This is a genomic window from Neisseria sp. HMSC069H12 (genome assembly GCF_001812735.1).
Classification (GTDB): Bacteria; Pseudomonadota; Gammaproteobacteria; order Burkholderiales; family Neisseriaceae; genus Neisseria; species Neisseria subflava.
Genome location: NZ_KV810267.1, coordinates 77,890 through 92,139 on the forward strand (window position 1 = coordinate 77,890; position 14,250 = coordinate 92,139).

29 protein-coding genes are annotated in these 14,250 nt (G+C 42.0%); all 29 read right to left on the minus strand.

The features are described from left to right. Positions 1–209 precede the first annotated feature (209 nt). Complete coding sequence (gene rplQ, locus HMPREF2872_RS05370; protein ID WP_003684792.1) at positions 210–584, minus strand: 50S ribosomal protein L17; 375 nt, start codon at positions 582–584, stop codon at positions 210–212. 24 nt (positions 585–608) lie between these two features. Continuing rightward, complete coding sequence (gene rpoA, locus HMPREF2872_RS05375) at positions 609–1,595, minus strand: DNA-directed RNA polymerase subunit alpha (RefSeq protein WP_070631835.1); 987 nt, start codon at positions 1,593–1,595, stop codon at positions 609–611. Between the two features lie 25 nt (positions 1,596–1,620). Next, positions 1,621–2,241, minus strand: coding sequence for a 30S ribosomal protein S4 (gene rpsD / locus HMPREF2872_RS05380; RefSeq protein ID WP_039863983.1), 621 nt, complete (start codon positions 2,239–2,241; stop codon positions 1,621–1,623). A 19-nt stretch (positions 2,242–2,260) separates the two neighbouring features. Next, the gene (rpsK, locus tag HMPREF2872_RS05385) at positions 2,261–2,656 is read right to left on the minus strand and encodes a 30S ribosomal protein S11 (protein ID WP_002216249.1); all 396 of its coding nucleotides are present in this window, start codon (positions 2,654–2,656) and stop codon (positions 2,261–2,263) included. A gap of 19 nt (positions 2,657–2,675) precedes the next feature. After that, the gene (gene rpsM / locus HMPREF2872_RS05390) at positions 2,676–3,038 is read right to left on the minus strand and encodes a 30S ribosomal protein S13 (protein ID WP_003749295.1); all 363 of its coding nucleotides are present in this window, start codon (positions 3,036–3,038) and stop codon (positions 2,676–2,678) included. Between the two features lie 67 nt (positions 3,039–3,105). Beyond that, positions 3,106–3,219: a 50S ribosomal protein L36 gene (gene rpmJ / locus HMPREF2872_RS11280; RefSeq protein ID WP_003697674.1), complete on the minus strand. Its 114-nt coding sequence runs from the start codon at positions 3,217–3,219 to the stop codon at positions 3,106–3,108. Between the two features lie 18 nt (positions 3,220–3,237). After that, entirely contained in the window at positions 3,238–3,456 is a 219-nt protein-coding gene (gene infA / locus HMPREF2872_RS11285) for a translation initiation factor IF-1 (RefSeq protein ID WP_003684714.1), read from the minus strand. A 4-nt stretch (positions 3,457–3,460) separates the two neighbouring features. After that, positions 3,461–4,774: a preprotein translocase subunit SecY gene (gene secY, locus HMPREF2872_RS05395; RefSeq protein WP_070631838.1), complete on the minus strand. Its 1,314-nt coding sequence runs from the start codon at positions 4,772–4,774 to the stop codon at positions 3,461–3,463. 13 nt (positions 4,775–4,787) lie between these two features. Beyond that, entirely contained in the window at positions 4,788–5,222 is a 435-nt protein-coding gene (gene rplO, locus HMPREF2872_RS05400; protein ID WP_049329187.1) for a 50S ribosomal protein L15, read from the minus strand. A 1-nt stretch (position 5,223) separates the two neighbouring features. Further along, positions 5,224–5,409 carry a 50S ribosomal protein L30 gene (gene rpmD, locus HMPREF2872_RS05405; RefSeq protein WP_003684808.1) on the minus strand — a complete coding sequence of 62 codons (186 nt, stop codon included), beginning with the start codon at positions 5,407–5,409 and terminating at the stop codon, positions 5,224–5,226. Beyond that, positions 5,402–5,920, minus strand: a complete 519-nt coding sequence (gene rpsE, locus HMPREF2872_RS05410; RefSeq protein WP_003684704.1) for a 30S ribosomal protein S5 — start codon at positions 5,918–5,920, stop codon at positions 5,402–5,404. Before rpsE ends, rpmD begins: the two co-directional genes overlap by 8 nt. Positions 5,921–5,937: 17 nt before the next feature. After that, positions 5,938–6,291 (minus strand): 50S ribosomal protein L18, encoded by a 354-nt coding sequence (rplR, locus tag HMPREF2872_RS05415; RefSeq protein ID WP_003749287.1) that lies wholly within the window; start codon positions 6,289–6,291, stop codon positions 5,938–5,940. A gap of 13 nt (positions 6,292–6,304) precedes the next feature. Continuing rightward, on the minus strand, positions 6,305–6,838 hold the full coding sequence (rplF, locus tag HMPREF2872_RS05420; protein WP_004464590.1) for a 50S ribosomal protein L6: 534 nt from the start codon (positions 6,836–6,838) through the stop codon (positions 6,305–6,307). A 13-nt stretch (positions 6,839–6,851) separates the two neighbouring features. Next, positions 6,852–7,244, minus strand: a complete 393-nt coding sequence (gene rpsH / locus HMPREF2872_RS05425) for a 30S ribosomal protein S8 (protein WP_003684738.1) — start codon at positions 7,242–7,244, stop codon at positions 6,852–6,854. A 14-nt stretch (positions 7,245–7,258) separates the two neighbouring features. Then, entirely contained in the window at positions 7,259–7,564 is a 306-nt protein-coding gene (rpsN, locus tag HMPREF2872_RS05430) for a 30S ribosomal protein S14 (RefSeq protein WP_003684736.1), read from the minus strand. Positions 7,565–7,566: 2 nt separating this feature from the next. Then, on the minus strand, positions 7,567–8,106 hold the full coding sequence (gene rplE, locus HMPREF2872_RS05435) for a 50S ribosomal protein L5 (protein WP_003684750.1): 540 nt from the start codon (positions 8,104–8,106) through the stop codon (positions 7,567–7,569). Between the two features lie 9 nt (positions 8,107–8,115). Beyond that, a complete protein-coding gene (gene rplX, locus HMPREF2872_RS05440) occupies positions 8,116–8,439 on the minus strand; it encodes a 50S ribosomal protein L24 (RefSeq protein ID WP_003684754.1) in 324 nt (107 codons plus the stop codon). 11 nt (positions 8,440–8,450) lie between these two features. After that, positions 8,451–8,819: a 50S ribosomal protein L14 gene (gene rplN / locus HMPREF2872_RS05445; protein WP_002215434.1), complete on the minus strand. Its 369-nt coding sequence runs from the start codon at positions 8,817–8,819 to the stop codon at positions 8,451–8,453. 227 nt (positions 8,820–9,046) lie between these two features. Continuing rightward, entirely contained in the window at positions 9,047–9,310 is a 264-nt protein-coding gene (gene rpsQ, locus HMPREF2872_RS05450) for a 30S ribosomal protein S17 (RefSeq protein ID WP_003684766.1), read from the minus strand. Beyond that, positions 9,310–9,501 (minus strand): 50S ribosomal protein L29, encoded by a 192-nt coding sequence (gene rpmC / locus HMPREF2872_RS05455; RefSeq protein WP_003684705.1) that lies wholly within the window; start codon positions 9,499–9,501, stop codon positions 9,310–9,312. Before rpmC ends, rpsQ begins: the two co-directional genes overlap by 1 nt. Continuing rightward, complete coding sequence (rplP, locus tag HMPREF2872_RS05460; RefSeq protein WP_003684741.1) at positions 9,501–9,917, minus strand: 50S ribosomal protein L16; 417 nt, start codon at positions 9,915–9,917, stop codon at positions 9,501–9,503. The genes rpmC and rplP overlap by 1 nt, the downstream gene beginning before the upstream one ends. Beyond that, the gene (gene rpsC, locus HMPREF2872_RS05465) at positions 9,901–10,593 is read right to left on the minus strand and encodes a 30S ribosomal protein S3 (protein WP_003684753.1); all 693 of its coding nucleotides are present in this window, start codon (positions 10,591–10,593) and stop codon (positions 9,901–9,903) included. The genes rplP and rpsC overlap by 17 nt, the downstream gene beginning before the upstream one ends. 9 nt (positions 10,594–10,602) lie before the next feature. Continuing rightward, entirely contained in the window at positions 10,603–10,932 is a 330-nt protein-coding gene (rplV, locus tag HMPREF2872_RS05470) for a 50S ribosomal protein L22 (RefSeq protein WP_003749277.1), read from the minus strand. Positions 10,933–10,940: 8 nt separating this feature from the next. Further along, positions 10,941–11,219, minus strand: a complete 279-nt coding sequence (gene rpsS, locus HMPREF2872_RS05475; RefSeq protein ID WP_002215422.1) for a 30S ribosomal protein S19 — start codon at positions 11,217–11,219, stop codon at positions 10,941–10,943. A 5-nt stretch (positions 11,220–11,224) separates the two neighbouring features. Continuing rightward, positions 11,225–12,058 (minus strand): 50S ribosomal protein L2, encoded by an 834-nt coding sequence (rplB, locus tag HMPREF2872_RS05480; RefSeq protein ID WP_003684813.1) that lies wholly within the window; start codon positions 12,056–12,058, stop codon positions 11,225–11,227. A 5-nt stretch (positions 12,059–12,063) separates the two neighbouring features. Further along, complete coding sequence (rplW, locus tag HMPREF2872_RS05485) at positions 12,064–12,378, minus strand: 50S ribosomal protein L23 (protein ID WP_002243944.1); 315 nt, start codon at positions 12,376–12,378, stop codon at positions 12,064–12,066. Continuing rightward, the gene (rplD, locus tag HMPREF2872_RS05490) at positions 12,375–12,995 is read right to left on the minus strand and encodes a 50S ribosomal protein L4 (protein WP_003684798.1); all 621 of its coding nucleotides are present in this window, start codon (positions 12,993–12,995) and stop codon (positions 12,375–12,377) included. The genes rplW and rplD overlap by 4 nt, the downstream gene beginning before the upstream one ends. Then, the gene (rplC, locus tag HMPREF2872_RS05495; protein WP_049350998.1) at positions 12,995–13,639 is read right to left on the minus strand and encodes a 50S ribosomal protein L3; all 645 of its coding nucleotides are present in this window, start codon (positions 13,637–13,639) and stop codon (positions 12,995–12,997) included. The genes rplD and rplC overlap by 1 nt, the downstream gene beginning before the upstream one ends. Before the next feature lie 250 nt (positions 13,640–13,889). Beyond that, the gene (rpsJ, locus tag HMPREF2872_RS05500; RefSeq protein ID WP_002642322.1) at positions 13,890–14,201 is read right to left on the minus strand and encodes a 30S ribosomal protein S10; all 312 of its coding nucleotides are present in this window, start codon (positions 14,199–14,201) and stop codon (positions 13,890–13,892) included. Positions 14,202–14,250: the final 49 nt, after the last annotated feature.

A 14,250-nucleotide genomic window follows, 5' to 3' on the forward strand; every position in this document is an offset into this window, starting at 1 on the left:
AGCACTGCGAAATGAGAAAGGGAGCTACAACGCCTTTATTTGAAAGGAAAATTCAACCCAAATTGTAGCACTGCGAAATGAGAAAGGGAGCTACAACCGCAGATTGTAACTCAAGTAAATGCTGTTTATTGTAGCACTGCGAAATGAGAAAGGGGCTATCCGAATAAAAAAGCACTACCTAAACAGGTAGTGCTTTCATATTAATTTGCTTATTCAGCAGAATCAGCTGCTTTATCAACCAATTCAACCAATGCCAAAGGAGCATTGTCGCCTTTACGGAAACCGTATTTCAGTACACGAACATAGCCGCCGTTACGAGCAGCAAAGCGTGGACCCAATTCGTCAAACAATTTAACTACAACATCACGATCGCGAGTGCGGTCAAAAGCCAAACGACGGTTTGCCAAAGAAGGTTTTTTACCCAAGGTAATCAAGGGCTCAACTACGCGGCGCAATTCTTTTGCTTTAGGCAAAGTTGTCACGATGGTTTCGTGAGTCAACAAGGAATTCGCCATATTGCGCAGCATCGCAGCACGGTGGCTGCTAGTACGGTTTAATTTGCGGTTGCCATTACGATGACGCATGTCATTATCCTTTAATCTTCAAACTTACGGCTTTTCTAAGCCTACAGGCGGCCAAGCTTCTAATTTGGAACCTAATGTCAGACCTTTAGAGGCCAACACTTCTTTGATCTCATTCAAAGATTTACGACCCAAATTAGGGGTCTTGAGAAGCTCGGTTTCAGTACGTTGAATCAAATCGCCAATATAGTAAATATCTTCAGCTTTCAGACAATTAGCTGAACGTACGGTTAATTCCAAATCATCTACAGGACGCAGCAAGATAGGATCGATAGGAGGCACTTTTTCTTCAACCTCTTCAACCGGAGTACCTTGCAGATCTGCAAAAATAGACATTTGGTCAATTAAGATACGTGCGGCACTACGTACAGCTTCTTCTGGATCGATAGAACCATTGGTTTCAATATCCAAAACCAACTTATCTAAATCCGTGCGTTGCTCTACGCGTGCAGGTTCAACTTCAAAGCTAACACGACTGATGGGCGAAAAGCTCGCATCCAACTGAATCGCACCAATCTGTTTGTTCTCATCACGCAATACGCGACGGCCTGAAACAGATTGATAACCACGACCTTGCTCAACTTTAATTTCCATGTCGATTTGGCCATTGTCAGCCAAGTGGCAAATAACATGTTCAGGATTGATGATTTCCACATCGTGTGGCAAATCAATATCACCGGCTACAACAGCACCAGCACCTGTTTTTTTCAAAGTCAACTGAACTTGGTTACGACCGTGAAGCTTGAATACGATACCTTTAATGTTCAAGAGAACGTCAACAACATCCTCTTGAACACCATCAATAGTAGAGTATTCGTGCAATACGCCGGAAATAACTACTTCAGTTGGGGCAAAGCCATTCATGGATGACAGTAAGATACGACGCAAAGCATTACCTAAAGTATGACCAAAACCACGTTCAAATGGCTGCATAGACACCTTGGCCCGTGTGGAAGACAAAGTATCTACATCGATTTGACGAGGTTTCAAAAATTCGGTTGTGCTATTTTGCATTTAACTGTCCCTCATTGAGCTAGCATTATTTAGAGTAGAACTCTACCACCAGCTGTTCATTAATATCGCCAGACAATTCTGAGCGATCCGGCATATTTTTGAATACACCTTCCAATTTGTCGGCATCAACAGATACCCAGCTTGGCAAACCAATTTGAGTAGCTAGGCTCAATGCTTCTTGGATACGTACTTGTTTCTTAGCTTTTTCACGAACAGCTACAACATCACCTGCTTTAACTTGGAAAGAAGGGATATTAACAACTTGACCGTTTACGACGATAGCTTTGTGAGAAACCAATTGACGTGCTTCGGCGCGAGTAGAGCCAAAACCCATACGGTAAACGACATTGTCCAAACGAGACTCCAGCAATTGCAACAGCAATTCACCGGTAGAGCCTTTACGACGAGCTGCTTCCGCGAAGTAACGACGGAATTGACGCTCTAATACGCCATAAATACGACGAATTTTTTGTTTTTCACGTAATTGCAAACCGTAGTCTGACAAACGTGGTTTTTTCGCACCGTGTTGACCAGGTGCAGAATCCATTTTACATTTGGAATCTAAAGAGCGACGTGCACTCTTCAAAAACAGATCCGTACCTTCACGACGTGCTAATTTACATTTAGGGCCAATATAACGTGCCATGTTTTAAATCACTCCAATATTAAATACGACGTTTTTTAGGCGGACGGCAACCGTTATGAGGCAACGGGGTAACGTCAGTAATGCTGGTAATCTTGAAACCAAGAGCGTTTAAAGCACGTACAGAAGATTCGCGACCAGGGCCAGGGCCTTTAATGCGGACTTCTAAATTTTTAACGCCATACTCTTGGGCAACTTTACCAGCTGCTTCTGCTGCAACTTGTGCTGCAAATGGTGTACTTTTACGAGAACCTTTAAAACCAGCGCCGCCAGAGGTAGCCCAAGACAATGCATTGCCTTGACGGTCAGTGATTGTAATGATGGTATTGTTGAAAGATGCATGAACGTGCACAATACCTTCGCTTACGGTTTTACGTACTTTTTTACGTACACGCGAAGCTGTGTTTGCTTTAGCCATTAATCAAATTCCTTAAAATTTATTTCTTACCGGCAATCGCTTTGCGCGGACCTTTACGGGTACGAGCATTTGTGCGAGTGCGTTGACCACGACAAGGCAAGCCACGACGATGACGGAAGCCGCGATAGCAACCCATATCCATCAGTCGTTTAATGCTCATCGTTACTTCACGACGCAAATCGCCTTCAACTTCATATTTAGCAACTTGCTCACGCAAAGCGTCTAATTGAGCCTCGTCCAAATCTTTTGCTTTAGTAGTAGGAGCAATATTTGCTGCCTCACAAATCAATTTAGCACGAGTCGCACCAATACCATAAATAGCCTGAAGGCCAATTACGATATGGGCATTATTAGGGATATTTACCCCTGCAATACGAGCCATATTTTTTCCTTTTTAGGGCAAAGTATGTCACTATACCACAAAATCAATAGTTAAGAAAACTAGCTTCTTAACCTTGACGTTGTTTGTGACGTGGGTCAGTACAAATTACGCGAACTACACGATTACGACGAATAATCTTGCAATTGCGACAAATTTTCTTTACAGAAGGTTGTACACGCATTTTATTTCCTTTTATCGTTTATCTTGCTCGGAAAACAATCCGAGCACGGGTTAAATCATAAGGAGTTAATTCAACTGTTACCTTATCACCTGGAGAAATACGAATATAGTGCATCCGCATTTTGCCAGATATATGACCAAGTACTACATGATCATTTTCCAGTTTTACTTTAAATGTTGCATTGGGCAAAGTCTCAAGGATTTCGCCCTGCATCTGTATGGTATCTTCTTTAGCCATAAGCCTACTTACGTGACAAAGATTTCATATCTGGACGACTTATCAAGTCTTCATACTGACTACTCATTCTATATGAATTGATTTGTGTCCTAAAATCAATTGTAACGACAACCAAAATAAGCAGAGATGTTCCACCTAAATAGAAAGGAACTTTCAATGCCGTCGTTAAAAATTCAGGTATCAGACAGATTGTAGTGATATACAAAGCACCAAATAATGTCAGTCTCAGTACAACTTTTTCCAAATATCTAGAGGTTTGCTCACCCGGGCGAATACCCGGTACAAATGCACCACTCTTCTTCAAATTTTCAGCCATCTCTTTAGGGCTAAATACTAAAGCAGTATAGAAATAGCAGAAGAAGATGATAGTTGTGGCAAATAATACAATATACAAAGGCTGTCCGTGTTGCAGCATTGCAGCAACCTTATAAAGAACAGAATTCGTACTATTTGAACCAAACCAACCTAAAAGTGTAGACGGAAATAAAATGATACTGGAAGCGAAAATAGGAGGAATAACACCTGCCATATTTAGCTTGAACGGCATATGAATGCTTTGTCCCGGCATCATTCCAGAGCCAAACTGTCTTTTAGCATAATGCACAGGAACTTTACGCTGAGCACTCTCAAAATAAACTACAGCATAGATCAACAGCAAAATACCAATCACAATTGATACCGCCATCAACATACTCATAGAGCCTTGTTCAGTCAAAGTTAACATCCGAACAATACCGGATGGAATACCCGATACAATGCCTGCTGTAATAATTAAAGAAATACCATTACCAATACCACGCTCGGTAATTTGCTCCCCTAACCACATCAGAAACATAGTACCTGTAACCAAACAGACTACTGTAGAAATATGAAACTCAAGCGAACTCGTTACAACAACACCTTGCAGATAAACAAATGTTGCAACACCAAAGCTTTGCAATACAGCCAATAATACCGTCCCATACCTAGTATATTTCGTAATTATTTTCCTACCAGCCTCACCTTCCTTCTTTAAAGCTTTTAAAGAAGGAACAATTTCAGAAGCAAGCTGAACAATAATCGATGCCGAAATATAAGGCATGATACCAATTGCAAATATACTAAAGCGCTCCAACGAACCACCCGAGAACATATTTAACATTCCGAATATGCCGTTTGCAGCGCCTTCGTATAACTTAGCTAATGCAACAGCATCTACGCCCGGTACCGGTATATGAGCACCAATACGGAAAACGACTAAAGCACCTAAAAGGAATGCCAGACGTTTTTTCAGATCACCAAATTTGGATAATCCCGATAAAGATTGTTGATTAGCCACTGTAGTGCAAGCCTTATTCTTCTACTTTACCACCGGCAGCCTCAATAGCAGCTTTAGCACCTTTAGTAGCTTTTACACCTTTCAAGGTAACTGCTTTTGAGATTTCACCAGAAGCAATAACTTTTACACTAGAAGCAGTTACAGGAATCAGACCAGCTTGTTTAAGAACCAAGACATCAATCTCGTTCACAGCAATCAGATTTAATTCACTCAAACGAACTTCAGCATTAGCGGCAGCAGTCAAAGATTTGAAACCACGTTTCGGCAGACGGCGTTGCAAAGGCATTTGACCGCCTTCAAAACCTACCTTGTGGAAGCCACCAGAACGGCTTTTTTGACCTTTATGACCACGACCACCTGTTTTACCCAAGCCGCTACCAATACCACGGCCTACACGACGACTAGCGTGAGTAGCACCCTCAGCAGGTTGAATAGTATTCAAAAACATATTAAGACTCCACTTTCAACAAGTAGCTGATTTTATTGATCATGCCACGGTTTTCAGGGGTATCCAAAACCTCTACAGTATGTTCACGGCGGCGCAAACCTAAACCACGAGCACATGCACGATGAGATTCAATTGTACCGATCAGGCTCTTAACCAATGTAACTTTAATCTTTTTTTGCTCAGTCATGGTTAGCTCCCAAAATATCTTCTACTGTCAAGCCACGTTTAGCAGCAATATCAGCAGGGGTATATAGTTTAGACAAACCGTCTAATGTAGCGCGTACAATATTGTAAGGATTAGTAGAACCATGTACTTTAGCTGAGATGTTATGGATCCCCATAGCATCAAATACTAAACGCATTGGACCACCAGCTTTTACACCACTACCTTCTTTAGCAGGTTGCATAAATACCTTAGTAGCACCATGACGACCAATAACCTCATGATGAATAGTACCATTTTTCAAAGGTACTTTAATCATAGAGCGTCGAGCTTGATCCATTGCTTTTTGAACAGCAACTGGTACTTCTTTTGATTTACCTTTGCCCATACCGATGCGACCATCACCATCACCAACAACAGTCAGTGCAGAGAAAGCCATGATACGACCACCTTTAACTACTTTAGTCACACGATTAACTGCGACCATCTTTTCAATCAGTCCGTCACCGCGTTCTTCAATTTCATGTTTTGCCATCTGAAAGTCTCCAAATATTAGAAGCTTAAACCATTTTCACGTGCAGCTTCAGCCAAAGCTTTCACACGACCGTGATATTGGAAACCTGAACGGTCAAAAGCAACTTTTTCAACACCCACTGCTTTAGCTTTTTCAGCAATACGCTTACCAACTACAGCCGCTGCTTCAACGTTGCTACCTGATTTCAGGCTACTACGTACTTCAGCTTCCAATGTAGAGGCTTGAGCCAATACTTTATCACCTTCAGCACTAATTACTTGAGCATAAATATGATTATTGCTGCGGAACACACATAATCTTACCATTTTCAAGTCCGCAATACGCGCACGGGTTTTGCGTGCACGACGGAGTCGGGTTGTATGTTTATCCATTAGTGAACCTCAATTATTTTTTCTTGGCTTCTTTCATCACTACTACTTCACCTACATAACGAACACCTTTACCTTTATAAGGCTCAGGAGAACGGAATGCGCGAATTTCAGCAGCGACTTGGCCAACCACTTGTTTATCTGCACCAGTCAAAACGATTTCTGTTTGGCTAGGAGTTTGAACAGAAACACCTTCAGGCATTTCATATACGATTGGATGAGAGAAACCCAAAGACAAGTTCAAAACTTTACCTTGAGCTTGGGCACGATAACCCACACCAATCAATTGAAGTTTTTTCTCAAAACCTTCAGAAACACCCTTAACCATGTTATTAACCAATGCACGAGCAGTACCAGACATAGCATTAGCCTGTTTACTGTCATTTTTTGCAGCAAAAGTCAATTTACCATCGTTCAGTTCAATAGCAACATCGGAATGCAAAGGAAAAGACAATTCGCCGTTTTTACCTTTGATAACCAATGCATCTGTTCCGAATTTTACTTCTACACCAGCAGGAACAGTCACTGGGTTTTTTGCGACGCGTGACATTTACTTTTCTCCACTAGGCTACGATGCACAACAACTCACCACCGACACCCTCAGAACGGGCTTTGCGATCAGTCATTACACCTTTAGAAGTACTAACAATAGCGACACCCAGGCCATTCATTACGCTAGGGATCTCACTTGATGCTTTGTAAATACGCAAACCTGGACGTGAAACACGTTTAATTTGCTCAATCACAGGACGACCTGCATAGTATTTCAATTGAATTTCCAATACCGGTTTTGCATCAGCAGAAACCGCAAAATCCTCGATATAACCTTCTTCTTTCAAAACTTTTGCAATTGCACATTTCAGTTTAGAAGAAGGCATGGCAACTGCTGCTTTATTAGCACGTTGCGCATTGCGAATACGAGTCAACATATCGGAAATAGGATCATGCATACTCATTATTTATACTCCTATTACCAGCTAGCTTTAACAACACCAGGGATCTCGCCACGCATAGCGATTTCACGGATTTTAATACGGCCCAAACCAAATTTACGGAAAGTGCCACGAGGACGACCTGTTAAAGCACAACGACGACGTTGACGTACAGGTGCTGCATTACGAGGAATGGATTGAAATTTCAAACGTGCTTCAAAACGTTCTTCTTCAGTCGCATTAGCATCATTAATAACAGCGAAAATTGCCTCACGTTTAGCTGCAAACTTTTTCGCCAATGCTTGACGTTTCAGCTCACGATTAATAAGTGCTTTCTTAGCCATGATTATCCTTTAAACGGAAACTTGAACAGTGACAACAAAGCTTTCGCTTCTTCATCAGTTTTTGCAGTAGTTGTAATAGTAATGTTCAAACCACGCAAAGCATCGATTTTATCGTATTCAATTTCCGGGAAAATAATTTGCTCACGAACGCCCATATTGTAATTGCCACGACCATCAAATGATTTACCGCTTACACCACGGAAGTCACGTACACGAGGCAACGCAATAGTAATCAAACGATCCAAGAATTCAAACATTTGATCACGACGCAATGTTACTTTGCAACCAACTGGATAGTTATCACGAATTTTAAAACCTGCGATAGATTTACGAGCAACAGTAACAACTGGTTTTTGACCAGCAATTTTCTCTAAATCAGAAACAGCGTGTTCCATAACTTTTTTATCAGCAACAGCTTCACCTACACCCATATTCAAGGTGATTTTTTCAATACGTGGAACTTCCATTACTGATTTGTAACCAAATTGTTTAACCAATTCAGGAACAACTGTATCTTTATAAAACTCTCTCAAACGAGCCATGTTATCTCCTTATGCTCCAATGATAGAGCCATTTGATTTGAAGAAACGAACGCGTTTAACTTTGCCTTCATTTTCAATCAGCTTAATACCAACACGGTCTGCTTTATTAGTTTCCGGATTCAGGATTGCAATATTAGAAATATCCAAAGGCATTTCTTTAGTAATAATGCCACCCTCAATACCACGCATTGGATTAGGTTTTTGATGGCGTTTCACAACATTAACACCCTCAACAACAACTTTATCACCCAACACTCGAACTACTTGACCTTGCTTACCTTTATCTTTACCGGTAATCACTACAACCTGATCGCCTTTAATGATCTTATTCATCGCGCTATTCCTTATAATACTTCAGGCGCCAATGAAACGATTTTCATAAATCGCTCAGTACGCAATTCACGGGTTACCGGACCAAAAATACGGGTACCCAGAGGTTCAAGTTTATTATTCAACAACACAGCAGCATTGTTATCGAATTTAATTAACGCACCATCAGGACGACGCACACCCTTAGCAGTACGAACAACTACCGCATTGTATACATCACCTTTTTTGACACGACCACGTGGGGCTGCATCTTTAACTGCAACTTTAATAATGTCGCCAACAGAAGCGTAGCGACGCTTAGATCCGCCCAATACTTTGATGCACATTACGCGACGCGCACCAGAGTTATCAGCCACATCTAAGATGGTCTGCATTTGAATCATATTAGTACCTTTAAATTAACCAACTTAATTTACCACTTTCATATAACTCGCACCTTACTTTAAGCTGCTTATTAAATGAAACCATCACGGTTCTAGTAAACCAGTCTTGGATCCCGAAGGGAGAGAAACTTCCATAAGAAGCTGGAAGATAAGAAACGAAGTTTACACGCAAATTAACTTTGCTGCAAGACTTCGTTTCTTATTAAGCTACATTACTGTGTTTTAAATCAAACAGTACGCGCTTTCTCAACCAATTCTTTTACAACCCAAGACTTGGTTTTTGACAAAGGACGAGATTCCTCGATTACCACTACGTCACCAATGCCATATTGATTGTTTTCATCATGAGCATGGATTTTAGTTGATAAACGAATAATTTTACCGTACAGAGGGTGTTTAACTTTACGCTCAACCAATACTGTAACAGTTTTGTCCATTTTGTCGCTTACCACTTTGCCTTGCAAAGTACGAACATTTTTAGCTTCGCTCATTACTTAGCACCTTTTTCAGTTAAAATGGTTTTAATACGAGCAATATCGCGGCGTACACGTTTCAACTCGCTAGATTTACCCAACTGACCGGTTGCATTTTGCATGCGTAAGCCAAACTGAGCTTTCAACAAGTCCAACAAATCAGAGTTTAATTGCTCAATAGATTTGTCTTTCAATTCATTTGCTTTCATTATTGACCCACCTGTCTTACTACAAAGGTTGTAGGAATAGGCAATTTGGCAGCGGCCAATTCAAATGCTTCACGAGCCAAAGACTCAGGAACACCGTCCATTTCGTACAATACCTTGCCTGGTTTAACTTCAGCAATGTAATATTCCACATTACCTTTACCGCCACCCATACGAACTTGGATAGGTTTCTCAGTAATTGGTTTATCAGGGAATACACGAATCCAAATACGACCGCCACGTTTAATATGACGAGTCATAGTACGACGAGCAGCTTCGATTTGGCGGGCAGTCAAACGACCACGGCCTACGGCTTTCAAACCGAACTCACCGAAACTTACTTTGTTACCGCGAGTAGCAATACCGGTGTTACGGCCTTTTTGTTGCTTGCGATATTTCAGTCTAGTTGGCTGCAGCATTACGTCCACCTGCCTTTCTTTGTTTCTTCTCATGCTCAGGTTTAGAAGATTTAATATTACCTTCTGTATAAACCCAAACTTTCAGACCCAGTACACCATAAGTAGTGTGTGCTTCGCTAGTTGCATAATCTACGTTTGCACGCAAAGTATGCAAAGGTACACGACCTTCACGGTACCATTCGCTACGAGCAATATCAGCACCATTCAGACGGCCTGAAGTCATGATCTTGATGCCTTTAGCACCAGAACGCATTGCATTTTGCATTGCACGTTTCATAGCGCGACGGAATTGAACACGTTTTTCAAGCTGCTGGGCAATACCATCAGCAATGATTTGAGCATCCAATTCAGGACGACGAATCTCTTCAATATTTACATGAACAGGCACACCCATCAGAGCTTGCAAGTCACGTTTCAAGATTTCGATATCCTCGCCTTTTTTACCAATAACCACACCTGGACGAGCAGAGTGAATGGTAATACGTGCAGATTTAGCAGGACGTTCGATCACTACGCGACCAACTGAAGCATTAGCCAGTTTTTTACGCAAGTAGTTACGAACATCAATATCTTGTTTCAAAACAGTAGAAAAGTCGGTGCTTTTAGCAAACCATTTTGAAGCCCAGTCTTTAGTTACCGCCAGGCGAAAGCCTGTAGGGTTAATCTTTTGTCCCATAGCTTTTCCTTAGTTGCCCACTGTCACGTTAATATGACAAGTTTGTTTCTCGATGCGGTTACCGCGACCTTTGGCACGAGCTTGGAAACGTTTCAAGCTTGGGCCTTTGTCAACAAAGATAGTTACCACTTTCAGTTCGTCAATGTCGGCACCATTGTTGTGCTCGGCATTGGCGATTGCTGATTCCAATACTTTTTTAATCAGCTCAGCACCTTTTTTAGGGCTGAATGCCAAGATATTCAAAGCTTGGGCAACGTCTTTACCACGAATCAAATCAGCTACCAAACGAGCTTTTTGAGCTGAAATACGGGCGTTTTTATGTTGTGCACTTACTCTCATGATTCACCTTATTTCTTTTTAGCCTTTTTATCAGCCAAGTGGCCTTTAAAGGTACGGGTCAATGAGAACTCACCTAATTTATGACCAACCATGTTATCGCTGATGAACACAGGCACGTGAGTGCGACCGTTGTGAACAGCGATAGTCAGACCGATGAAATCAGGCAAAATGGTAGAACGACGTGACCAAGTTTTAATTGGGCGTTTGTCGTTGCTTGCACGAGCAGCATCTACTTTTTTCAGCAAATGCAGGTCTACATATGGGCCTTTTTTTAATGAACGAGCCATACTAATTAACCTTTATTTGAGTAACGACGACGAACAATCATGTTATCCGTGCGTTTGTTATTACGAGTGCGGTAGCCCTTAGCAGGAGTACCCCATGGGCTAACCGGTTCGCGAGCCTCACCAGTACGGCCTTCACCACCACCATGTGGGTGATCAACAGGGTTCATTACAACACCACGAACGGTCGGACGAATACCACGCCAGCGGTTAGCACCAGCTTTACCGATTTTTTTCAGGCTTTGTTCTTCGTTACCAACTTCACCGATAGTTGCACGGCAATTTACGCTAATTTTGCGTACTTCGCCAGAACGCAAACGAACCTGTGCGTAAGCACCTTCTTTTGCAAGCAATACCGCAGAAGCACCAGCAGAACGTGCAATTTGTGCACCTTTACCTGGTTTCATTTCGATACAGTGAATAGTTGTACCAACAGGAATATTGCGGATCGGCAGAGTGTTACCTACTTTGATCGCAGCTTCAGCACCGGAAACCAATACTGCACCGGCTTGAATACCACGAGGAGCAATAATGTAGCGACGCTCACCATCTGCATAGCACAACAGTGCGATAAATGCAGTACGGTTAGGGTCATATTCGATACGCTCTACTTTTGCAGGGATACCGTCTTTGTTACGTTTAAAATCTACGACGCGGTAATGATGTTTATGACCACCACCTTTATGACGGGTAGTGATATGACCATTGTTGTTACGACCGGCAGTAGAATTTTTCTTTTCCAGCAGAGGTGCATAAGGTGCACCTTTGTGCAAACCTTCTGTTACCACGCGAACCATGCCGCGACGGCCTGCAGAGGTCGGCTTCATTTTAACGATTGCCATTTTGTTTATTCCTTATCTGCAGCTGCAGCAGCGGCTTCCAAATCCAACTCTTGACCGGCAGCCAAGCTTACATAAGCCTTTTTAACATCGCTGCGACGACCTAAAGTGCGACCAAAACGTTTAACTTTACCTTTAATGGTAACAGTAGTAACGTCTGCAACTTGAACGCCGAACAGCAGCTCAACAGCCGCTTTAATTTCAGGTTTAGTTGCATTTGCCAAAACTTTAAACGTCATTTGGTTACGTTTTTCAGCCAATACGTTGCTTTTTTCAGAAACGATAGGTGCCAAGATTACTTGAGTCAAACGTTGTTGATTCATACCCATTGCTCCTCTAATTGTGCAACTGCATCTTTAGTGATAACGACTTTTTTGTAACGCAGCAAGCTGTAAGGATCAACTTGTTGAGCTTCCAAAACCAATACGTTAGGCAAGTTGCGTGAAGCCAAGTAAACATTCTCGTCGAGCTGTTTAGTTACAAACAGAACTTGCTCCAAACCCAAATTTTTCACTTGTTCAGCAAAAACTTTAGTTTTAGGAGTTTCAGCAGTCAATGCTTCGATTGCAAACAAACGTTCATCACGAGCCAATTGGGACAAAATAGTCGCCATACCGGCACGGTACATTTTACGGTTCACTTTTTGAGTGAAGTTTTCATCAGGTTTGTTTGGGAATGCACGACCACCTTTACGCCACAGCGGAGAAGAAGTCATACCGGAACGAGCACGACCGGTACCTTTTTGGCGCCATGGTTTTTTAGTAGAGTGGTTTACTTCGGCACGAGTTTTTTGAGCACGATTACCAGAACGGGCATTTGCCAAGTAAGCAGTAACCAGTTGGTGAACCAGAGCTTCATTGTATTCACGAGCAAACAAAGCATCAGAAACAGCCAAGCTGCCAGATACTTGTCCTTTAGCGTCAATTACTTTCAATTCCATTACGCACCTACTTTCACGCTAGGACGAACCACGACGTTGCTGTTAACCGAACCCGGAACAGCACCTTTAACCAACAAGAGTTGGCGTTCAGCATCAACACGCACAACTTCCAATTTTTGAACAGTTGCTTTAGTGTTACCGTATTGACCTGCCATACGTTTACCAGGGAACACGCGACCAGGGTCTTGTGCCATACCGATAGAACCAGGAACACGGTGAGAACGGGAGTTACCGTGGGAAGTACGTTGAGCACCGAAGTTATGACGTTTGATCGTACCAGAGAAACCTTTACCTTTAGAGGTACCGGTTACATCTACCAATTGACCAACTTCAAACATAGAAACGGTAATTTCATCACCGGCTTTCAATTCAGCCAGTTTTTCTTCAGTCAAAGCAAATTCAACCAAACCGCGACCAGCTTCAACACCTGCTTTAGCAAAGTGACCGGCTTCAGTTTTGTTGACACGATTAGCTTTTTTCTGACCAAAGGTAACTTGTACAGCAGTGTAGCCGTCAGTATCTTTGGATTTCACTTGTGTAACGCGGTTGGCAGACATATCTAAAACGGTTACCGGAACAGAAACACCCTGTTCGTCGAACACGCGAGTCATACCAACTTTGCGTCCAACCAGACCTAAAGTCATGATTATTTTCCTTTTAAGTAAAGGGGCGGGCTACGATTGGCCTGCCTTTCAGACAAAGTTAAACTTGATACGGATGTACCAAGTCCGCCATTATAATTGACAAATCAAAGAAATATCAACAAAAATTTCAATTTAACTTCTTAAACCCATCATTTTTTCGGATGAAGTGTTGCCAAATATCTGAAAATTTTCAGACGGCCTAAGAATTTTATAAAAAACCGAACAGCCAAGCTGTTCGGTTTTTCAGTTCTTATTGAACTTTAATTTCTACATCTACACCTGCTGGAAGATCCAGTTTCATCAGTGCATCAGTAGTTTTGTCAGTCCAATCCACGATGTCCATCAGACGCAAGTGGGTACGGATTTCCAATTGCTCACGAGAAGTTTTGTTCACGTGCGGAGAACGCAAGATGTTGAAACGTTCGATTTTAGTTGGCAAAGGAATTGGACCTTTAACAACAGCGCCAGTACGTTTGGCAGTTTCAACGATTTCTTGTGCGGAACGGTCAATCAGACTGTAATCATAAGCTTTCAGGCGGATACGGATTTTTTGGTTTGCCATTTATCAATATCCCTCAATTAAGCGATTACAGAAGAAACCACACCCGCAC